This window comes from Microbispora hainanensis, from assembly GCF_036186745.1.
Lineage (GTDB): Bacteria > Actinomycetota > Actinomycetes > Streptosporangiales > Streptosporangiaceae > Microbispora.
This window is the reverse complement of sequence record NZ_CP108086.1, coordinates 5340416-5361227: the sequence shown is the minus strand read 5'-3', so window position 1 is coordinate 5361227 and position 20812 is coordinate 5340416. Positions and strand designations below refer to the sequence as shown.

The window sequence follows — 20812 nt, the reverse complement described above, 5'->3', positions numbered from 1 at the left end:
GCTACCCGGCCTCGGCCAGCACGGCCAGCTGGAGCCGCCGCACCTCGGCGGAGGGTTCCATGCCCAGCTCGTCGTGCAGCATCCGGCGCAGGCTCTGCACCGCGTTCAGCGCGTCGCCGCGGCGTCCCGAGCGGTGCAGGGCCTCGATCAGCCGGGCGTGGAACCATTCGTTCAGCGTGTGCACCGCGACCAGCTCGCGCAGGTCGGCGATGAGCTCCCGATGCCGGCCCAGGCTCATGCCCGCCTCGACCCACAGCTCCAGCCCCCGGATGCGCACCTCCTCCAGGTGGGCGACGTGCTGGGCGAGGACCGGGCCGAGCGGCACGTTGGTGAGGGGCGAGCCCCGCCACAGGTCCAGGGCCCGGCGCAGCACCCCGGCCGCGGCCTCCGCGTCGCCCTTCTCCAGGTGCAGCCGCCCCTCGCCGACCATCCGGCGGAACCTGTCCACGTCACCCTGCCCGGGCGGCACCCGCAGCAGGTAGCCGGTCGGCTCGGTCACCAGCAGCCCGGCCGCGCCCGGCAGCCCCGCCTCCCGCTCCAGCCCCGTCCGCAGGTTGTAGACGTGGGTGCGGATGGTCTGCACCGCCGTACGCGGCGGGCTGCCGTCCCACAGCTCCTCGACGAGCGTGTCGAGGGTGACCGTCTGCGATGGCCGCACCAGCAGCAGCGACAGAAGCTGCCGCACCTTCGGCCCGCGTGGAGTCCACTTCTTGTCCCCCTGATTCAGCTCGACAGCTCCCAGCAGGGAAAAAGACAACATCTCCGCCTCCCGGTCCGGTTGCCGATCACTCCCTAGACTGCCCGTACGCCAGGGGAGGCCCCCAGTGCACATAGGGGGTAGGGCGTACCGCTCCCGAGGCATCGCCTCTACCCCCAAAGAGGAATGCCGCCCGACCGGACCGCGCGCATAGATTCACCGCTGACCGGCACGTCTCCGCGTACGGAAGGGTCGCGATGCCGCTGAATGCCGCTCTGGTGGGCCGGGTCTACCCCGCCACCGATCCCTATCTCGTCAGCCGGGAGAAGATCCGGGAGTTCGCCCGGGCCATCGGCGACTCCGGTGATCCGGCGTGCGCCCCGCCCACCTTCGCGGTCGTGGTCACGATGCCTGCCGAGCTGCGCGTCGTCTTCGATCCCGAGGTCGGGTTCGACACGACGAGGCTGCTCCACCGGGAGCAGCGCTTCGAGCACCGGCGGCCCATCGAGCCGGGCGACGAGCTGACCGTGACGGTCACCGTCGCCGAGGCCGGCCACGTGGGCGGCACGGACGTGCTCACCCTCTCCAGCGTCGTGCGCACGACCGAGGACGAGCTGGTCTGCACCGGCACGTCGACGCTGATCGCGAGGTCCGATGGCTGAGCCCCGCTACGAGGAGGTCGGCGTCGGCACCCGCCTGCCCGGGCTCACCCACACCCTGCGACGCGGCGACCTCGTCGTCTACGCGGGCGCGTCGGGCGACTTCAACCCCATCCACTGGAGCGAGCGCGCGGCGGCCGGGGCGGGCCTGCCGGCCGTCGTCGCGCACGGCATGCTCACCCTGGGCGTGGCCCTGCGGGTGCTCACCGAGTGGGCGGGCCGCGACGCGGTGCTGGAGTGCGCCACCAGGTTCGCGGCGCCGGTGCTGGTGCCCGACACCGACGAGGGCGTCGAGATCACGGCCGGCGCGGTGGTGAGCGAGAAGCTCGGCGACGGCCGGGTGCGGGTGGACCTCACCGTCCGGTGCGGCGGGGAGAAGGTCCTCGCGCGCCCGCGCGCCGTGGTCAGGCTGCGCTGACCCCACCCCGGCCTTGCCCACGGGTCCTGCTGCCTTTTCAGTCCTGCTGCTCGCCCTCGGCCGTGAAGACGGTCTCGCCGAACCGGCGTACGGTCTCGGCCTCCTGCGAGAGCCGGCGCAACGCGGTGAGCATCGAGTCGCCGATGGCGGTCCAGATGACGATCGCCTCGGCCATCCCGTCCAGGTTCCTGCGCGCCAGGACCCCGTCCACCTCCATCGTCGTCATCTCGCCGACGATCTCGGCGTAGCGGTCGAGCATGGCGAGGTAGTCGTCCTGGCCGAGGCGGCGCAGCGTGGCCAGCGCCTCGGCGAGCTGGAGCCGTGCGGGGTTGTTGCGCGAGACCTTCCAGCCGTGCTTGGCGAGCAGACCGTCCACCTGCTCGCCGGCCCACTCCCATGCCTCGTCCGGCTCGTGCTCCCTGCGGGGGGTCAGCGCGTACTGGGCCTTGCCCAGGCGGGCGAGGTCGCTCGTCTGCGCGTCCATCAGGCTCAGCACGTCGCGGGTGGCGGCGATGGACAGCCCGCCGACCTCGACCAGCGCCCTGACCAGTTTGAGCCGGCGCAGGTGCGTCTCGTCATACTGCGCCTGGTTGAACTTGGTGCGCTCGCCCGCGGGCAGCAGCCCCTCGCGGACGTAGTACTTGATCGTGGGGATGGACACGCCGCTCTCCCGGCTGAGCTCACCTATGCGCACGTCGCCGCCCTCCCCATCCTTACGCCGATCGTTTCCAGAATAGATAGCGGAAGTTGTGCTTATCCACTTTCGATCGTGCTCAAAGTGGTCTCCTCACGTTCGCCCGGGGTGGCGGAGACGGGACGCGGCACCAGCATCGCGACGACGGCGCCCAGCAGCACGATCGCGGTCCCGGCCCACAGCGCCGGATGCAGACCGGCGACGAACCGCGCCGGCGCCGCGTAGCCTCCCGCCGTCGCGAACACCGCCGACAGCACGGCCACGCCCAGCACCACCCCGATCTGACGCATCGCGTTGTTGACGCCCGAGGCCAGTCCTTCCTCGTCGGTGGAGACGTAGTCCATGGCCACGCGGGCGGCCAGGGCGAAGAACAGGCCCATGCCGACGCCCGCGACCACCATTCCCGGGAGAAGCACGACGTACGCGACGTCCGTGGTGGAGACCACCGCGAACCAGGCGAGGGCGGCGGCCTGCAGCAGTGCCCCCGCGGTGAGCAGCCGCCGCGGCCCGATCCGGTCGCCGAACACGCCGGCGGCCGGCGCGACCAGCAGCGGCATCATGGTCCACGGCAGGGTCATCGCGCCGGCGCGCAGCGGGGTGTGCCCCAGGGCGTTCTGCAGGAACTGCGTCAGCAGGAAGACCGCGCCGAACATGCCGCCCTGGACGAGCAGCGCGACCGCGTTCGACAACGTGAAGCCGCGGCTGCGGAACAGGCGCGGCGGGATGATGGGATACGCGGCGCGCCGCTCCCACCGGACGAACACGGCCAGGATCGCGAGCCCGGCCAGGACGGACAGCACGACCTGCGGGTGCAGCCAGCCGAGCCGTACGCTGCGGATCAGGCCGTAGACGATCCCGAACAGGCCGGCCGTGACGAGCACGGTGCCGCGGACGTCGAGACGGTCGTGCGGGCCCCTGCCGGCGCCCAGCAGCCGTGCGGCGAGCGGCGCGAGCACCAGCCCGATCGGCACGTTGATCCAGAACACCCACTGCCAGTCGCCGTACTCGACGATGAGCCCGCCGATCCAGGGGCCCAGCGCGATGCCGAGGCCGCTCATGCCGCCGAAGCCCGCGATGGCCAGGCCGCGCCTGGCGGGCGGCGCCGCCGTCACCACCAGGGTGAGGGCGAGCGGGAAGACGAGTGCGGCGCCGATGCCCTGGACGGCGCGGGACGCGACCAGCACGCCGACGGATCCGGCGGAGGCCGCGGTGGCCGAGGCGGCGGTGAACACCAGCAGCCCCGTCACGAAGACCCGCCGCCGCCCGAAGCGGTCCCCGAGGACGGCCGCGGTGAGCAGGCAGACCGCGTAGGTGAGCGTGTAGGAGTTCACCGTCCACTCCAGCCCCTCGAGAGAGGCCCGGAACTGCCGCTGGATCGTCGGCAGCGCGGTGGTGACGACGAGGTTGTCCAGGGCGGTCATGAAGGCCGCCAGACCGGCGATCAGGAACGTGACCAGACCGCCCCTGCGTGAGCTCATGGAGGCCTCCTGAGGCCCGTTGCGCAATGAACATGGATAGTGGATAGTGAAGCTGACGGTAATTATAGATAGCCCAACTTTCCACCTCTTGACAGATGAGGGCAGTTCATGTTCAGCGCTCTAGGCACTTTCGTGGTCCGACGGCGTCTATGGATAGTGATAGGCGCCCTGATCTTCGCCATCGGCGCGGGCGGCTGGGGCACCGGTGTCCTGGGCGCGCTCGGTGGCGGAGCCGGCTTCGACGATCCGGGCAGCGAGTCCGTCCACGCCGACAAGGTGCTGGCCGGGCCGCTCGGCAGGTACGCCAACGACGTGGTCGTCCTCTACGAGAGCGACACCCTGACAGTGGACGACCCGAGGTTCGCCGAGCCCGTCCAGCGGGCGATCGCGTCGGTGCCGCGCGACGACGTCGTGCGGCTCGAGTCCTTCTGGTCCACCCACTCGCAGAGCTTCGTCTCCAAGGACCGGCACGCGACCTACGTCACCGTGCAGCTCGGCTCCAGCGTCGACCAGGAGCGTGTGCAGATGCTCCGGGCGATCCAGGACAAGTTCAAGGCCGACGGCCTCACCGTCCGCTTCGGCGGCATCACCTCGATGACCGACCAGGTCAACCGCCAGACCATGCGGGACCTGCTGTTCGCCGAGGCACTGTCCATCCCGATCCTGCTGATCCTGCTGGTGGTCATCTTCCGCAGCCTGCCGGCCGCCTCGCTTCCGCTGCTCGTCGGCATCGTCGCGGCGCTGGGCTCACTCGCCGTGCTGCGGCTGGTGACCTTCTTCACCGACATCTCGACCTTCGCCATCCAGGTGGTCACCATCCTGGGGCTGGGCCTGGCCATCGACTACGCGCTGCTCATGGTCACCCGGTTCAGGGAGGAGATGAGCCAGGGCAGGCCCCTGGACGAGGCGATCCGCCGGACCACCGCCGCGGCCGGCCGCACGATCATGTTCTCCGGCCTGGTCGTGGCGATCTCACTGGCCGGGCTGACCCTCTTCCCGTCCAGGTTCCTGCTGTCGATGGGCTTCGCCGGCGCCGGAGTGACGCTGCTGGCCGTGCTGGCGTCGCTGACCGTGCTCCCCGCCCTGCTGCGTCTCGGGGGCCGGCGGCTGGTGCCGCGCCGGGGCCGCGCGCTGTCCGCCCCGCCCGAGCAGGGGCGCTGGTATCGCGTCGCCCACGCGGTGATGCGGCGCCCGCTGGTGACCACGATCGGCATCGTGGTCCTGCTCGTTGGGCTCGGCCTGCCGTTCGCCGGGGTCAACTGGGCCCGGCCCGGCGACTGGGTGCTGCCCGCCTCCGCCGACGCCCGCGTGGTCACCGGGGAGATGGCGGCCAGGTTCGACGGCGATCCCGGCAAGCTCATGACGATGGTCGTCGAGTCCGCGCCCGACCGCGCGGCACTCGACGCCTACGCGACGCGGCTCGGCGCGGTGCCGGGCGTCGCGGACGCCCGCGTCACCGGGACCCAGGGGACCGAGGGACGGGTGACGCTCGCCTACTCGGGCGACCCGATGTCGCGTGAGTCGCGCCGCATGGTGGAGGACCTGCGCGCCGTCACCCCGCCCCCGGGCGCGAAGACCTCGCTCACCGGAATGCCCGCCTCCCGGGTCGACATCGTCGACATGGTCACCTCGCGGATGGTGTGGATGGCGCTGTTCGTCGCGGTCGTCTCCTTCGTGGTGCTCTTCATGGCCTTCGGTTCGGTCCTGCTGCCGCTGAAGTCCGTGCTCTTCAACCTCCTGTCTCTGTCGGCGTCCTTCGGCGCCATCAAGCTGATCTTCCAGGACGGCTGGCTCTCCGGAGCGCTGGGCTTCGTCCCGATCGGCGCGGTCGACGTGAACTTCCCCGTGCTGATCGTGGCCATCGCCTTCGGCCTGGCCATGGACTACGAGGTGTTCCTGCTGTCGCGCATCCGCGAGCAGTGGATGCTGACGGGCGATCCCGTCGAGTCGGTGGCGGTCGGCCTCCAGCGCACCGCGAAGATCATCACGAGTGCCGCGCTCCTGGTCGTGGTCGTCGTCGGCGGCTTCGCCGTCTCCGGCATCGCGTTCATGAAGATGGCCGGAATCGGCCTGGTCATCGCGGTCGTCGTGGACGCCACCATCGTCCGCAGCCTCCTCGTGCCCGCGACCATGCGGCTGCTGGGCCGCTACGCCTGGTGGGCGCCGCGGCCCCTGGCCCGGCTGTGGGACCGGTTCGGCGTACGGGAGGGCGAGTCCGTCGTGGAAGCCGGGCAGGTCGACGCGAAGGTCTGAGCCCGGGGGCCGGGTCCCCCGGCCGCCGGCGGCTTCGTTTCCGGCAGATCCCCCGGTGCGGCCCGAGGCGGGCCGCACCGGGGGCGACAACTTCGACAGGAGGTCCCATGCGAGCGCTCCTCCGCAGTGTGCTCGGCCTGCACCGCACGCTCATCGTCTTCTGCGGCGCGATGGCCGTGCTCGCAGTGGTGTCCCTGGTGGGGCTCGTCGTCGACGACCGCACCCTCCTCGGCGTGCCCGTGTGGATGAAGCCGTTCAAGTTCGCCGTCTCGTTCGGCGTCTACAGCCTGACCCTGGCCTGGCTGCTGACGCTGCTGAAGCGCGCCCCGGTCGTGGCCAGACGGCTCGGCGACCTGATCGCGGGCATGAGCACGGTGGGCGTCGGCCTCATCACGCTCCAGGCGGCGCGGGGACGGCAGAGCCATTTCAACGTGAGCACCCCGCAGGACGCGGCGATCTTCGGCCTCATGGGGACGCTGGTGACCGCCCTCTGGGTGGTGACCATCGCCGTCACCGGGCTGGTGCTGCTGCACCGGGTCGGCGACCGGCCCACGGCCTCGGCGCTGCGCCTCGGGCTCGCGCTGTGCGTCGCCGGCATGGCCGAGGCCTACCTGATGGTGGGCTCCACGTCCAACGCCGGCGGCGTCTCCGGGGCGCACAGCGTCGGCGTGCCCGACGGCGGGCCGGGGCTGCCCATCCTCGGCTGGAGCACCACCGGGGGCGATCTCCGGGTGGCGCACTTCGCCGGGCTGCACGCCCTGCAGGCCCTGCCCCTGCTGCTGGCGGCCCTCCGGGCGCTGGGCACGCGGGTGCCCGTCCTCGCCGACGACGGTGTGCGCCTGGGCCTGGTCAGGGTGGCGGCCACCGGATTCGGCGGGCTGCTCGTGCTGCTCACCTGGCAGGCGCTCAGGGGCGAGCCGCTGATCTACCCCGGCCCTTCCACCGTGACCGCGTTAGCCGTACTGGTGGCGGCCGTGACGTCGGCCGCCGCGGCGGTGGTCGTCGCGGGCGCGCGGCGCGTCCGGACCGGCCCCCGCCCGCCCGTCCCCGCCCGGGCCTGAACCCCCTCGTCCACCGGACCGCTCCCGCTCCTCCCTGCCGCCGGTGCGGGAGCGCCGATCGCCCCGGCCGGGCGACGCGACGGCGTCACCGGGCCGGGGCGATCGTCCGCCCGCTCCCCGCGAGGTCAGGTGCCGAGCACGCAGAGGACCTCGCCACCGGCGACGGCCTGGCCCACCGTGACGGCGAGACCGGCGACGCGGCCGGCCCGCTGCGCGAACAGCGGCTGCTCCATCTTCATCGCCTCCAGCACGAAGAGCAGCTCGCCCTCCTCCACCGTCTCGCCGTCCGCCTTGTTGATCTTCACGATGGTGCCCTGCATGGGACTGACCACCGCGCCCTCGGCGGCCGGCGCACCGCCGCCCGCCCCGGCCCGGCGCGCACCCCTGCGCCGCGGCCCCGCGGCGACCCGCTCCGCGGCCGGCGTGGTCAGGCCAGCCGGCATCACGACCTCGACCCGCCGGCCGTCCACCTCCACCACCAGCGTCTCGGTCCCCGCGCCGGGCTCCGGCTCCACGACGAGGCCGCCGTACGGCTCGACGCCGCCGGCGAACTCCGTCTCGATCCACTGCGTGTGCACCGTGAGGCCGGGGGCGAACGCCGGGTCGTCGACGACGGCCCGATGGAACGGCAGCGTGGTCGCCAGCCCCTCGACCTCGAACTCGGCGAGCGCCCGCCGGGCCCGGGCCAGGGCCTGCTCCCGGTCCCGCCCGGTGACGACCAGCTTGGCCAGCAACGAGTCGAACGCCTGGCCGACCTGCGTGCCCTCCACGACGCCGGAGTCCAGGCGGACCCCCGGCCCGCCCGGCGGCCGCCAGCGGATCACCGTGCCGGGGGACGGCAGGAAGTTCCGGCCCGGATCCTCCCCGTTGATCCGGAACTCGATGGAGTGGCCGTGTATCTCCGGGTCGCCGTAGCCGAGCGGTTCCCCCGCCGCGACGCGGAACATCTCGCGGACCAGGTCGAGGCCCGTGACCTCCTCGCTGACCGGGTGCTCCACCTGGAGGCGGGTGTTGACCTCCAGGAACGACACCAGGCCGTCGCGGGCCACGAGGAACTCGCAGGTGCCCGCCCCGACATAGCCGGCCTCGCGCAGGATGGCCTTGGAGCTCTCGTACAGCAGCCGCGACTGCTCGGGGGTGAGGAACGGCGCAGGGGCCTCCTCGACCAGCTTCTGGTGGCGGCGCTGCAGCGAGCAGTCGCGGGTCGAGACCACCACCACGTTCCCGTGCGCGTCGGCCAGGCACTGGGTCTCGACGTGCCGGGGCCGGTCGAGGTAGCGCTCGGCGAAGCACTCGCCCCGGCCGAAGGCGGTCACCGCCTCCCGCACCGCGCTGTCGTACAGCTCGGGGATCTCCTCCATGGTCCAGGCGACCTTGAGGCCCCGGCCGCCGCCGCCGTACGCCGCCTTGATCGCCACGGGCAGGCCGTGCTCCTCGGCGAAGGCCACGACCTCGGCCGCGCCGGAGACCGGGCCGGGGGTGCCGGGGGCGAGCGGGGCCCCCACCCGTGCCGCGATCCGCCGGGCCGACACCTTGTCGCCGAGCTCCCTGATCACGCCGGGCGGGGGCCCGATCCAGGTCAGCCCGGCGTCGATCACGGCCTGGGCGAAGCCGGCGTTCTCCGACAGGAATCCCCAGCCCGGATGGACGGCGTCGGCGCCCGACTTCAGCGCCGCGTCGAGCACCTTGCCCACGTCCAGGTAACTGGCGGCGGGAGTGTCTCCCCCCAGGGCGAACGCCTCGCCGGCCAGCCGCACGTGCGGCGCGCCGGCGTCGGGCGCCGCGTAGACCGCGACGCTGTCCAGCCCCGCGTCCCGGCAGCCCCGGATGATCCGGACCGCGACCTCTCCCCTGTTGGCGACCAGGACCTTACGCACCGTTCCTCCTCCGCGCGGCCGGGGCGTCTCCCGCGGCCGCCACGCCTGCTCCCACGACTTCGTACGGCCCCCGCGCGGGGCGGCCCCCGCGCATCACGCCGGCCGCCATACGGACTCCACCGACCACCGGGGGCGGGGGACCAGGGGCGGGGGCGTCCCGGTCCCCCGGGCTCCGGACGCCGCCGACAGCACGGCCAGCACGGCCGCGAGCTGCTCGTCGGTCGGCGCCCCACGCACGACGGCCACCGGCGTCCGCGCCGGTTCCCGGGCCGTCATGCCGGGGGGTTGGCGTGCTTGCGATGCGGCAGCACGGCCTGTTTGCCGCGGAGCGTGGCCAGCGCGCCCGCGAGGACCTTCCTGGTGTCCCTCGGGTCGATCACGTCGTCGACCAGACCGCGCTCGACCGCGTAGTAGGGGTGCATGAGCTCCGCGCGGTATTCCCCGACGAGCTTCGCGCGGGTGGTCTCGGGGTCTGCGGAGGCGGCGATCTCCTTGCGGAAGATGACGTTCGCGGCGGCGTCCGCGCCCATGACGGCGATCTCGTTGGTCGGCCAGGCGAACGACAGGTCGGCGCCGATGGAACGGGAGTCCATGACGATGTAGGCGCCGCCGTACGCCTTCCTGACGATCACCTGGACGCGGGGCACCGTGGCGGCGCAGTAGGCGTGCAGGAGCTTCGCGCCGTGCCGGATCACCCCGCCGTGTTCCTGGTCGGTGCCCGGCAGGAAGCCCGGCACGTCGACGAACGTGACCAACGGGATGTTGAACGCGTCGCACATCTGCACGAAGCGCGCCGCCTTCTCCGAGGCGTGGATGTCGAGCACGCCCGCCATGGACAGCGGCTGGTTGGCGATGACGCCCACCACGTGGCCGTCCAGCCGGGCCAGCGCGCAGATCACGTTGGCGGCCCACCGCTCGGAGAACTCGAGGAACTCGCCGTCGTCGACGACCTCGGCGATGACCTCCCGCATGTCGTAGGGCCGTCCGGGGTCGGCGGGCACGATGTCGATCAGCGCCTCACAGCGCCGGTCGGCCGAATCGGCGGTGAACTCCACCGGCGGGGTCTCCAGGTTGCTGGCGGGCAGCAGCGAGACCAGGTATCGCACGTCTTCGAGACAGCTCGCCTCGTCCTCGTGCACGAAGGTCGCCACGCCCGACCTCGTGGCGTGCACGTCGGCGCCCCCGAGGCCCTCCTGGCTGATCCGCTCGCCGGTCACGGCCTCCACGACGTCGGGACCGGTGATGAACATCTGCGAGGTGTCCCGCACCATGAACACCACATCGGTGAGCGCGGGGGCGTACGACGCGCCGCCCGCGCAGGGGCCGAGCATCACGCTGATCTGCGGAATCACGCCCGACGCCCGGACGGTCCGCTGGAAGATGCCGCCGTAGCCCGCGAGGCCGGTCACGCCCTCCTGGATGCGGGCGCCGGCGCCGTCGTTGAGGCTGATCAGGGGCGCCCGGGCGGCGTAGGCCAGGTCCATCACCTTGTGGATCTTCTGGGCGTGCGCCTCGCCGAGCGAGCCGCCGAAGACCCGGAAGTCGTGGGCGTAGACGAAGACCCGGCGGCCGTCGATCGTGCCCCAGCCGGTCACCACGCCGTCGCCGTGCGGCCGGCGCCGCTCCATGCCGAAGCCCGTCGCGCGGTGGCGGCGAAAGCCCTCGATCTCCGTGAACGAGCCGGGGTCGAGCAGGATATCCAGGCGCTCGCGTACGGTGAGCTTGCCACGGGCGTGCTGCGCCTCCGTCGCGCCCGCGCCCGGCCCCTCGGCCAGCCGCCTGCGCATCCGGTCGAGCTCTGCGAGCCTGCCCTCCATGGAGTCCGGCGGCGCCTCGGTCACGGCGTTTCTGTCGTCAAGCAATGTCATGCGCGAAGGCCTTTCATCAGTCACTCCGCATTTGCCCGAATGATTCCAACAAGGGCCGCCGGGGCAAAGGAGAGTCACCCCTAGGAGGCACCGGCCGTATGTCTTAGGTGACATGGTCCGCGGCCGTTCCGAATGATGAGATCGCGATCGGCGGCGGGCCGGCTTTCCCACGCGCCGCCGGCGCCGCGCGCGCCGGATGAGCCAGGTGAGCAGGGTGAGCCGGCCACGCCGGGTGGCGTGTTCCCCGGCCCCGCCGCGACAGGACTCCCGGGGGGACGGCCGTCCACCTCGGGACTTGAGGGGAAAACAGAGGGGCTCCGGCGATCCCGGAGTCCCTCGCTCCTCCCATCCTGGATCGGCGGTGACCCGGAGCCGGCTCCGGGGGGCCTACTCCTTTCGAAACATCCATTACCCCCCAAGTGACATCTCGTCATCTGCGCAGATAAGGCTAATTCCGATAAAGTCGGGAAACGGCTCGGCTCCTCCCCCAAAGGAGCCGCATGCCGCGCCGCCGGCGGTCGCGATCCTGCCCGGTGGCCGTCCGGCGGATCGGCGGGCCCCGCCCAGAGCGGCGACTGCGACCGATGCGACGAGGAAGGCGCGGCTGTGATGCAACTGTTCGTCGGCGGCTACTCCTGGACCGAGACCCTCGCCAGGGGCGTGCGCGCCGTGATGTCCGATCCCACGACAGGTGAGCTGGTGCTCACCGGCACGTTCACCGACATCCCCAACCCCTTCCACCTGCTGCCGTCCCCCTCCGGGCGGACGCTCTACGTGGCCTCCAACGTGCCGGAGGGCCGCGTGCACGTCCTGCGCGTCGGGCGGGGCGGCTCCCTGGAGCACCTGGCCGAGCGGCCTGCCCTGGGCGCCGGCACCGTCCACCTGTCCCTGCACCCGTCGGGACGGCACCTGTTCGCCGCCAACCACGACTCGGGCGAGGTCGTCGTGTTCCCCGTCGAGTCCGGCGAGCTCATCGGGCCGCCCGCCGACGTCGTACGCCACACCGGGAAGGGCCCGGATCCGGTCAACCAGGCGGGTCCGCACCCGCACATGACGGCGACCGATCAGACGGGAACGTTCGTACTGGTGCCCGACAAGGGCGACGACCACGTCCACGTCTACCGATACTCCGCGCCGGACGGACATCTCACCGCCGCGGGACGGACCCACGTCGGCGAGGGTGTCGGGCCCCGCCACCTCGTCTTCCACCCCTCGGGCCGGTACGTGTACGTGGTCGGCGAGCTCCGGCCGGTCGTCGTGGTGTGCGAGTTCGACGCCTCGGGGACCCTGCGCCCTCTCGGCTCGGTGCGTACGGTGCCCGACGAGGCGGACGGATGGATCGCCCCCTCCGCCGTCGTGACGACGGCCGACGGCCGGTATGTCTACGTGGCCAACCGGGGCCATGAGAGCGTGGCGGTCTTCGAGACCGGCGCCGCGGGCGCCCTGCTGAAGCGGGTCGGAGAGCACCGGTTCGGCGACCCGTTCACCACGCTGCCGTGGGACCTGCTGATCGACCCCTCGGGCTCGGTCGTGTACGTCGCCAGCCAGATGGCGGGGACGCTGACCGCCCTGTCCGCCGACGCCGGCACCGGCCTGCTCGGCGCCCTGGGCGCACCGCTGGCCGTCCCCGACGCGGCCTGCGTGGTCGCCGTACCGGCGCCGGCCACCCGACCCCGGCCGCCGGTCTCATAGGGGATGTGACACGGCTCACTCTTGTCCGTCAAATGGATAGTGGATAGCATAGCTATCGGCTATTCACGGCACATCGCCACTTTCGGCGGAGGCGACGCGTTCGCCCGGCCGGCCGCACCCGCCATGCGGAGCCGCCGTTCGGAGCCGCCGTTCGGAGCCGCCGTTCGGGGCCGCCCGCGACGTGCGCCCGGGTCCCGCCGTCCGCCGTGTCCGCCGCGACAGGAGTACGCGCGCCCCCGGCCGCCTCCCCGGCGCCCGCGGCCTTCCGACCCCCGACACGAGGGAGAACGCATGCAGTACGAGGTGCTCGGCCGGACCGGTGTCTCGGTGAGCCGGTTGTGCCTGGGCGCGATGATGTTCGGGTCGTGGGGCAACCCCGACCACGACGACTCGATAAAGATCATTCACCGCGCGATCGAGAGCGGCGTCAACTTCATCGACACCTCCGACAACTACTCGGCCGGAGAGTCGGAGGAGATCGTCGGCAAGGCCCTCGCGCAGGGCGGGGTGCGCGACCGGGTGGTCCTCGCGACCAAGTGCCACTTCCCGATGGGCGCCGACCCCAACATGCGGGGCAACTCCCGCCGGTGGATCATGCAGGAGGTCGACAACAGCCTGCGCCGGCTCGGCACCGACTGGATCGACCTCTACCAGATACACCGTCCCGATCCGTCCACGGATATCGACGACACATTGGGCGCCCTGACAGATTTGGTCAGAGCTGGCAAGATCCGATATTTCGGCACATCCACGTTCCCGGCGTACATGATCGTCGAGGCGCAGTACGTGGCCGCCCGCGGGTGCCGGGAACGCTTCTCCGCCGAGCAGGCGCCCTACTCGATCCTTGCCCGGGGGATCGAACGTGACGTTCTGCCGGTCTGCCGGCAGCACCGGCTGGGCGTGCTGACCTGGAGCCCGCTCGCCGGCGGCTGGCTCACCGGCCGGTATCGCAAGAACCAGGAGCTTCCGTTCAGCATGCGCAGCTTCGTGGTGCCCGGCAGGTACGACATGGAGCTGCCGGCCAACCAGCGCAAGCTCGACGCGGTCGAGGAGCTGGCCCTGCTGGCCGAGCGCGCCGGGCTCAGCCTCGTCGGCCTCGCCCTCGCCTTCGCGCTCCGGCATCCAGCGGTCACGTCGGTCATCATCGGCCCGCGTACTGTGGAGCACCTTGACACCCAGCTCGGCGCGGTGTCGATCGACCTGGACGACGAGGTGCTCGACGAGATCGACAGGATCGTCCCGCCGGGCGTCACGCTCAACCCGCACGACGAGGGCTGGCAGCACCCTGAGCCGGCCGACGCCGCGCTGCGGCGGAGATAGTTGAGAATTACAGAATAGCCCGTTCCACTAACACCACTCGAATCGCGTTCGAAAACATAACAGCTTTCTCTACTATCTGTCATACCCGCAGAAAGTAATCCCCTGGGCGTTGCCTTGAAAGGCGAAATATCCGGATAATTGGGGAGATCAAGGCTGGTGGTTTTCGCCGGCTGGCACCATGTGGTCGTAACGCGGACCCCCTTCTGGTCCGTGGACAAGGCGGGGGTGAACAAGGTGCGGGGGATCGAGTATGACGGAATACGTGTCGCCGGAGCTGCTCATACGGAGTCCGGCGTTACTTCACTCGTACGAAAGCCGCCTGCGGGCGCTGGCCAGTCCCGTCGTCCAGGATCCCCTGGTCTGGCAGGAGTGGCGCAGGCAGACGCGGGCCCTCCTGAAGATCTGCGCGGCATCCGTCGGCGGTGACGCGACACCGGCCACGCCGGAACCGCCGGGGCCGGCCGTCCGGGAGGTCGGTCTCGCGGCGGCGACCCTCGCGTGGGCGGAGCTGTTCCAGACGGTGGCCGACCATCTCGCCGAGGCCGCGGGGGCGGCCCCGGACCGGGAACGGCTGGCCCGCCGCGTCCTGCCCACCCTCAACCGGGCGATCCTCGCCCGGGTGGGCAGCTTCGCCGACGAGGTGGAGACCCCGGAGCGGATCCGCAAGGCCATCGCCCGGGACGTGCACGACTGGGTGGGCAGCAGCGTCAGTCTCGCGCTGCGCCGCCTGGACCTCTACGAACTGCGCCGTGACACTCCGGAGGGACGCGACGACCTGCGCGGGTTGCGCCAGGCTCTGAACGACGCCTGGGAGACGGTCCGGCGCGTGATGCGGGGCCTTCGGTCGTGCCCGCACGACGTCGGCCTCGAAAGCTCGCTGCGGGCGTTCGGGGAGGCCGTCAAACCACCGGGGGTGAACCTCCAGGTGTCCGTACGCGGGGAGGAGTCCCGCCTTCCCGACGAGGTGCGCGCGGAACTGCTGGCGATCATCAGGGAAGCCCTGCGTAACGCGCTCACCCATGCCGGGGCGGAGGGAGTGAGCGCACACGCCGAGATCCTGCCGGAGAAGGTGGTGGCCGTCGTCCAGGACGACGGGACAGGACTGGACCCCGGCCGGTCCTGGCGGAGCGGCGGCTTCGCCTCCATGCGCGAGCGCACCGAGTTGCTCGAAGGCGAGTTCCGCATGAGCAGCCATCCGTCCGCGGGAACGCGAATCCACATCTCCGTGCCGCTCGGAGGGCGCTGATGAGTATCGAGCATCCCATCCGGATCGTCGTCGCCGACGATCACACGCTCCTGCGCGAGGCGCTGTGCGAACTGCTGCGCGCGCAACACGACTTCCGCGTCGTCGGGCAGGCCGGAGACGCCCGGACCGTCGTGTCCGCGGCCGCCGCGACCCGTCCCGACATCGTCCTGCTGGACATCGAGATGCCGGGCCACCCGCCCACGTACACGCTCAAGCAGATCGCCCACGTGTCGCCGCACAGCACCGTGGTGGTGCTGACGGTGCACGACGACCCGCATCTCGTGCACGAGATGCTCTCCGCGGGCGCCCGGGGCTACCTGCACAAGGGCGTGAGCTGGCAGGACCTGACGTCGGCCCTGCGCGGCGTGCACCGCAACTCCTACCGGGTGATCGTGTCGTCGCGCCCGCCGAGGGCCGTCGGGGAGCCGCCGCGCACCGCTCTGCTCACCGAACGGGAGGAGGAGGTGCTCGCCCTGGTCGCCCGCGCGCTCAGCAACCGGCAGATCGCGGTCCAGCTGTCGATCACCGAAGGCACGGTCAAGCGGCACCTGCGCAACATCTTTGGCAAGCTCGGCGCCGTGTCGCGGCTCGACGCCGTCAACCGGGCCAAGGTCGCCGCACCGGCCTTCGAGCCCGCCGTGCCGGCCCCCGTGCCCGTACCGCTGAAGCGGGTCCCGCCCTTCCCCTCCGAACCCGTCCGGCAGAACGGGTCCCTGACCTACCGGTAGCCCTCCTCAGGCAGAAGGAGCCGATGACCGAGACCCTCTTCGAGCTGGCGTTCCCGCTCGCCACGCCGTTCTGGATATTGATGATCCTCGTTCCGGCGTGGTCGTGGACACACCGGATCGTGTCCTCACCACTGATCGTCGTACCACCGCTGCTGGTCTACCTGGTGCTGGTGATACCGCGCTTCGGCGCCCTGTGGGCCGCCGTGAGCCGCCCGGATCTGCGCGTTCTCACCGACTTCTTCGGCAGCCCGGACGGCGCCGCCGTCCTGTGGGCCCATGTCATCGGGTTCGACCTGTTCGTCGGGCGGTGGATCTACCTCGACTCCCGGGAACGGGGCATCTCCCCGCTGGTGACCAGCCCCATCCTGCTGCTGACGGTCCTGCTGTCGCCCATCGGGACGATGCTCTATCTCGCCGCCCGCCTGATCCTGCCGTCCCGCGCCGCGAGGGCGCGCGGGACGGTCCCCGGCGCGCATGATCCGTCGCCGGGGCCGGTACCCGCCGCGCGTGACCCGTCTCCGGGGCCGCTCCCCGACGACTGACGACCGGGCGCCTAGCTCGGCAGCTGCCAGCCGCGCTCGCGCAGGCCGTCGGTGAGCGTCTGCACCGCCTCCGGCTGGACGTACAGCTCGGCCGCGCCGAGCTCCAGCCCGGTGGCGTGCTCCAGGCGGATGTCCTCGATGTTGACGCCCGTCTCCCCCGCGGCCTGGACCAGGCGGGCCAGCTCGCCGGGACGGTCGCCGATGAGCACCTGGACCACCGCGTACGTGCGCGCCGGACCACCGTGCTTGCCGGGGATCCTCCCGGTCCCCCGCACACCCCGCGACAGGAGATCGGTCACCTGCCCCATGGCCGCGCCGTCGCCCGCCAGCGCGCGAAGCGAACGGGCGGCGGCGCTCAGATCGGCCACGAGCGCCTCCAGCACCTCGGCGACGGGCAGCGCGTTGCCCGCGAGGATGCCGGTCCACAGCGCGGGGTCACTGGCGGCGATGCGGGTCACGTCGCGCACACCCTGCCCCGACAGCCCGAGGGCCGTCTCCGACGCCTCCGCCAGCCGGGCCGCCACCGCGGCCGCCGTCACGTGCGGAGCGTGCGAGACGACCGCGACGGCACGGTCGTGCTCCTCCGCCTCCACCCGCACGGCGTTGCCGCCGCACAGTGAGATCAGCCGCTCCACCGCGGCCACCGCCCGCGGCGACGCCTCGTCCGTCGGGCAGTACGCCCACGGACGGCCGAGGAACAGGTCGGCGCGGGCCGCCGCCGGGCCCGACCGCTCGCGGCCCGCCAGCGGATGCCCCGCGACGTACGTCGTCAGGTCGCAGCCGAGCTGGGCGGCCTGAGCCAGCGGGAGCGCCTTCACGCTCGCCACGTCGGTGTAGAACCGGGCGCTGTCACGCTTTTGCAGATCCAGCAGTTGCTGCGCGACGAACTGGGGCGGCACGGCGACGACCGCCAGATCCACCCGCTGCTCGCCGGTCCAGTCCTCCCCCGCCCCCAGCTCACGCGCCAGCCGTACGGCTCCCGCGTCCCGATCGGCCAGGAAGACCCGCACGTCCCGCTGCCGCAGCGCCAGCGCGATCGACGTGCCGATGAGGCCCGTCCCGACAACGACCACACTGCCGATCTCGGCATCCTCGATGGGAGTCATCGCGTTCTTCCTGCCATCGCCGTCCCGGGCGCGCTGTCCCGCGACGCATCTCTTGTGGGTGGATTGTGGTGATTCACCGGCCCCGCCGTCCCGGTGCGAACCCGCCGGGACGACGTCTACCGGGCGTCGCCCGATGGACGACGCCCGAGGGAAAGGTTCACTGCGCGATGTCCACGCGCAGCGCCGCGGCGCCGCGCAGGTACACGTGCTGGATCTCCTGCCGGGGCCGGTCGGTCTGCACGTGGGCCATCAGCCGCACGACGCGAGGGAGCGCGCCGGGCACGTCGATCTCGGTCGCGCACAGCAGGGGCACGTCGTGGAAGCCGAGCTTGCGCGCGGCCAGCGCGGGGAACTCCGCGGTGAGGTCGGGGGTGCACGTGAAGATCACGCTGATGACGTCGTCGGTCGTGAGGTTGTTGCGCCCCATCACCTCGGTCACCAGCTCGGTCGTCCCGGCGAGGATCGCGTCACGATCGTTGCCGTCGACCTGAATGGCTCCCCGAATCGCTCGCACCATGTCGTTCCCCTCTCGCTGGGCCGGGCCGGTCTCCCGCGGAGACGAACCCGACCCATATACGCGCTTCATCCAATTCCGCCCGGCTTGCGGCTTTCGCCCGCCGCGCGGAAAGGCTACAGGCCGACCGCCGCGTACAGCTCACCGATCTCCTGCACGGTGAGCTGGCGTACGGTCCCCGGCTTGAGCCTGCCGAGCTTCACCGGGCCGAACTCGATGCGAGCCAGGTCGATCACCCGATGACCGACGACCTCCATCATGCGCCGGACGATGTGCTTGCGGCCCTCGTGCAGCACGATCTCGACCAGCGCCTGCTGGCCGTGCTCCTGCACCACCCGGAACTCGTCGGCCTTGGCCAGGCCGTCCTCCAGGTCCACGCCCTTGCGCAGCACCTTGTGCAGGTCGCGCGGGATGGGGCCGGGGACCTTGGCCCAGTATTTCTTCTGCACGCCGTAGCTCGGGTGGGTCAGCCGGTGGGCGAGCTCGCCGTCGTTGGTCAGCAGCAGCAGTCCCTCGGTCTCGGTGTCGAGACGCCCCACGTGGAACAGCCGGGGCGCGAGGTCCTGCACGTAGTCGTTCAGGCAGGGCCGGCCCTCGGGGTCGTCCATCGTGCTCACCACGCCGATCGGCTTGTTGATCGCGTAGTAGACGGTCTCCGAGGACGTCGGGATGCGCTTGCCGTCGACCCGGATGACCTGCTTGGCGGGATCGACCCGGGCGCCGAAGCGGCGCACGGTCTGGCCGTCCACCGTCACCCGGCCGTCGCCGATCATCTCCTCGCAGGCCCGCCTGCTGGCCACCCCGGCCTGGGCGAGGACCTTCTGCAGCCGCTCGCCGCCCGGCACCTCCGTGGTGTCGCGCTCGTCGGTGTAGTCCTCGTCGTAGAAGTCCGGGTCGCGCAGCGGCTGCCGGGACGTCTTGAACGGGTTGGCCACCGGGCCTGTCACGCCGGGCCGGCCGGCGCCCGAGGGACGGCCGGCACGGGAAGGCGCGCCGGTGCGGGAGGGTGCCCCGCGCTCCGCGCCGCGCGAGCCGGACCGGCCGCGCGGGCCGCCAAGGCGGCCGATCGTCTGTACCTCGCCGCTTCGGGCCCTGCCGCCGCCGCGCGCCGCGCGCAGCCCGCCGCCGCTGCGCCCGCCGCGATCGTCACGGCGGTCGTCGCGCCGGTCACGGTCGTCGCGGCGGTCGTCCCTGTCGTTCCGGCTCCATCCGCGATCACCGCGGGCCTCGAACCGGTCACCGCGGCCTTCATAGCGGTCGCCACGGGCCTCGCCCCTGTCACCGCGCTCGGCGAAGGACGGGCGGCCTGCGCCCCTGACGGCCTCGCGGTCCCGGCCGCCCTCGGACCTGCCGTACCGGCCACGCGAACCCGTGCCCTCGCCGCGGAACGCGGGCCGCTCGGCGGGCGAACCGCCCCGGGAGCCGCGCTCACGGTCGTCACGGCCGAAGCTGCGGCCGTCGCGGTCACCGCGGCCGAAACCGCGCTCACGGTCGAAGCCACGCTCACGCTCGAACCCACGGCCGCGGCCGGAGGCGTCGTCGCGGGCGAAGCCGCGGTCACGCCCGCCGTCACGGTCGCGGTCGCCGAAACGGCCGCCCTCGGGCTTGCCGTACCGGCCACGCGAGCCGCCCCGCTCCGCCCGGAACGCGGCCCGGTCGTCGTCGCGGCGGCCCGTGCCGCGGGGCCGGTCGTCGTATCGGTCGCCGCGGGCGTCCGGCCGGCGCTCGCCGTACCGGTCGCCGCGCGCGTCGTCGTCGCGGGAACGCCTGGAGTCGAACCCGTACCCGGACCGGGAACCAGGAACGCGGGAGCCTCCGCGCCGGTCGCCCTGGGGGCGGAAGCCGCCGCCGGACCCGCTGCGGGATCCACGCGGGCTCGCGCCCTGCCGACCGGTGTTCCGGCTCCGACCGCGTCCCTCACCGGACGGGGTTCCACGCCTGTTGTCCACTACTTCTGCTCCTCAAGAATTTCCACGTCGTCCGGGAGGAACGGGGCGAGCTCGGGAAGCTCGTCGAGGCTTCGCAGCCCCAGTCTCTCCAGGAAGTAACTCGTCGTCCGGTAGAGCACTGCCTGGCTCTCCGGGTCGGTTCCGGCCTCTTCCACGAGGCCTCGTGCGACCAGCGTCCGCATGACGCCGTCGCTGCTCACGCCGCGCACCGCCGCCACCTTGGCCCGGCTCACGGGCTGCCGGTAGGCGACCACGGCGAGGGTCTCCAGTGCGGCCTGCGTCAGCCGCGCCTGCTGGCCGTCCCTGACGAACTTCTCCACCAGGGCGGCACACTCCGCCCGCGTGTAGAAGCGCCAGCCTCCGGCCACCTCTCGAAGGTCGAAACCCCGTCCTGCGGCCGTGTATTCCTCCGACAGGGCGCGCAGGGCGGCCGTGATCTCGGCGGTGGGCCGTTCCAGCACCTGCGCGAGGGTGACCTCGGCGACCGGTTCGTCCACGACCATCAGGATCGCTTCCAGCGCCGCGGTGAGCGCGGGCCCGTCCGCCGGCACCTCCGCCTCGGGATCGCGGGCGCCGGAGACCGGATCCGGCGTTCCGGGGCCGGAGGACGCGAGGCCGGAGGACGCGAGGTCGTCCTCGTCCCGTCCGGTCACGTCGCCGGCGGGGCCGGAGAGATCGTCGCCGGAGCCGGGGGTGTCGCTCGCTTCCAT

19 protein-coding genes are annotated in these 20812 nt (G+C 72.2%); 9 read left to right on the top strand and 10 right to left on the bottom strand.

What is annotated here, in order from left to right:
• Position 1: 1 nt before the first annotated feature.
• Complete coding sequence (locus tag OHB01_RS25010; RefSeq protein ID WP_328854040.1) at positions 2-760, bottom strand: AfsR/SARP family transcriptional regulator; 759 nt, start codon at positions 758-760, stop codon at positions 2-4.
• 194 nt (positions 761-954) lie between these two features.
• Between OHB01_RS25010 and OHB01_RS25005 the strand changes: the two genes are divergently transcribed.
• The gene (locus tag OHB01_RS25005) at positions 955-1359 is read left to right on the top strand and encodes an FAS1-like dehydratase domain-containing protein (protein ID WP_142645152.1); all 405 of its coding nucleotides are present in this window, start codon (positions 955-957) and stop codon (positions 1357-1359) included.
• Positions 1352-1774, top strand: coding sequence for a MaoC/PaaZ C-terminal domain-containing protein (locus OHB01_RS25000; RefSeq protein ID WP_328709704.1), 423 nt, complete (start codon positions 1352-1354; stop codon positions 1772-1774). The genes OHB01_RS25005 and OHB01_RS25000 overlap by 8 nt, the downstream gene beginning before the upstream one ends.
• A 37-nt stretch (positions 1775-1811) precedes the next feature.
• On the opposite strand, the gene OHB01_RS24995 is transcribed toward OHB01_RS25000, so the two are convergent.
• The gene (locus OHB01_RS24995; RefSeq protein ID WP_142645150.1) at positions 1812-2468 is read right to left on the bottom strand and encodes a MerR family transcriptional regulator; all 657 of its coding nucleotides are present in this window, start codon (positions 2466-2468) and stop codon (positions 1812-1814) included.
• A 59-nt stretch (positions 2469-2527) separates the two neighbouring features.
• Positions 2528-3946 (bottom strand): MFS transporter, encoded by a 1419-nt coding sequence (locus OHB01_RS24990; RefSeq protein WP_142645149.1) that lies wholly within the window; start codon positions 3944-3946, stop codon positions 2528-2530.
• 156 nt (positions 3947-4102) lie between these two features.
• Between OHB01_RS24990 and OHB01_RS24985 the strand changes: the two genes are divergently transcribed.
• Positions 4103-6199, top strand: coding sequence for an MMPL family transporter (locus tag OHB01_RS24985; RefSeq protein WP_222709377.1), 2097 nt, complete (start codon positions 4103-4105; stop codon positions 6197-6199).
• A 107-nt stretch (positions 6200-6306) separates the two neighbouring features.
• Entirely contained in the window at positions 6307-7260 is a 954-nt protein-coding gene (locus OHB01_RS24980; protein ID WP_328854039.1) for a hypothetical protein, read from the top strand.
• 125 nt (positions 7261-7385) lie between these two features.
• Here the strand turns inward: OHB01_RS24980 and OHB01_RS24975 are convergent, their stop codons facing one another.
• The 3 genes from OHB01_RS24975 to OHB01_RS24965 form a co-directional block, all read right to left on the bottom strand.
• A complete protein-coding gene (locus OHB01_RS24975) occupies positions 7386-9137 on the bottom strand; it encodes a biotin carboxylase N-terminal domain-containing protein (protein WP_328854038.1) in 1752 nt (583 codons plus the stop codon).
• A 93-nt stretch (positions 9138-9230) separates the two neighbouring features.
• Positions 9231-9413 (bottom strand): acyl-CoA carboxylase epsilon subunit, encoded by a 183-nt coding sequence (locus OHB01_RS24970; protein ID WP_328854037.1) that lies wholly within the window; start codon positions 9411-9413, stop codon positions 9231-9233.
• A complete protein-coding gene (locus OHB01_RS24965; protein WP_405393292.1) occupies positions 9410-11005 on the bottom strand; it encodes an acyl-CoA carboxylase subunit beta in 1596 nt (531 codons plus the stop codon). Before OHB01_RS24965 ends, OHB01_RS24970 begins: the two co-directional genes overlap by 4 nt.
• A 609-nt stretch (positions 11006-11614) precedes the next feature.
• Between OHB01_RS24965 and OHB01_RS24960 the strand changes: the two genes are divergently transcribed.
• From OHB01_RS24960 to OHB01_RS24940, 5 genes are all read left to right on the top strand, one after another.
• Complete coding sequence (locus OHB01_RS24960; protein ID WP_328710869.1) at positions 11615-12697, top strand: lactonase family protein; 1083 nt, start codon at positions 11615-11617, stop codon at positions 12695-12697.
• Positions 12698-12988: 291 nt separating this feature from the next.
• Positions 12989-14017 carry an aldo/keto reductase gene (locus OHB01_RS24955; RefSeq protein WP_142645142.1) on the top strand — a complete coding sequence of 343 codons (1029 nt, stop codon included), beginning with the start codon at positions 12989-12991 and terminating at the stop codon, positions 14015-14017.
• Between the two features lie 250 nt (positions 14018-14267).
• Positions 14268-15263 carry a sensor histidine kinase gene (locus tag OHB01_RS24950; RefSeq protein ID WP_328854036.1) on the top strand — a complete coding sequence of 332 codons (996 nt, stop codon included), beginning with the start codon at positions 14268-14270 and terminating at the stop codon, positions 15261-15263.
• Positions 15263-15991, top strand: coding sequence for a response regulator (locus OHB01_RS24945; protein ID WP_142645140.1), 729 nt, complete (start codon positions 15263-15265; stop codon positions 15989-15991). Before OHB01_RS24950 ends, OHB01_RS24945 begins: the two co-directional genes overlap by 1 nt.
• 23 nt (positions 15992-16014) lie before the next feature.
• Positions 16015-16533 (top strand): ABA4-like family protein, encoded by a 519-nt coding sequence (locus tag OHB01_RS24940; protein ID WP_328709700.1) that lies wholly within the window; start codon positions 16015-16017, stop codon positions 16531-16533.
• 11 nt (positions 16534-16544) lie between these two features.
• On the opposite strand, the gene OHB01_RS24935 is transcribed toward OHB01_RS24940, so the two are convergent.
• The 4 genes from OHB01_RS24935 to scpB all read right to left on the bottom strand — a co-directional run bounded on the left by OHB01_RS24935 (position 16545) and on the right by scpB (position 20812).
• Positions 16545-17639, bottom strand: a complete 1095-nt coding sequence (locus OHB01_RS24935; RefSeq protein WP_142645138.1) for a prephenate dehydrogenase — start codon at positions 17637-17639, stop codon at positions 16545-16547.
• A gap of 157 nt (positions 17640-17796) precedes the next feature.
• Entirely contained in the window at positions 17797-18156 is a 360-nt protein-coding gene (gene aroH / locus OHB01_RS24930) for a chorismate mutase (protein WP_142645137.1), read from the bottom strand.
• A 113-nt stretch (positions 18157-18269) separates the two neighbouring features.
• On the bottom strand, positions 18270-20102 hold the full coding sequence (locus OHB01_RS24925; RefSeq protein ID WP_328854035.1) for a pseudouridine synthase: 1833 nt from the start codon (positions 20100-20102) through the stop codon (positions 18270-18272).
• The gene (gene scpB / locus OHB01_RS24920) at positions 20102-20812 is read right to left on the bottom strand and encodes an SMC-Scp complex subunit ScpB (RefSeq protein WP_142645135.1); all 711 of its coding nucleotides are present in this window, start codon (positions 20810-20812) and stop codon (positions 20102-20104) included. The genes OHB01_RS24925 and scpB overlap by 1 nt, the downstream gene beginning before the upstream one ends.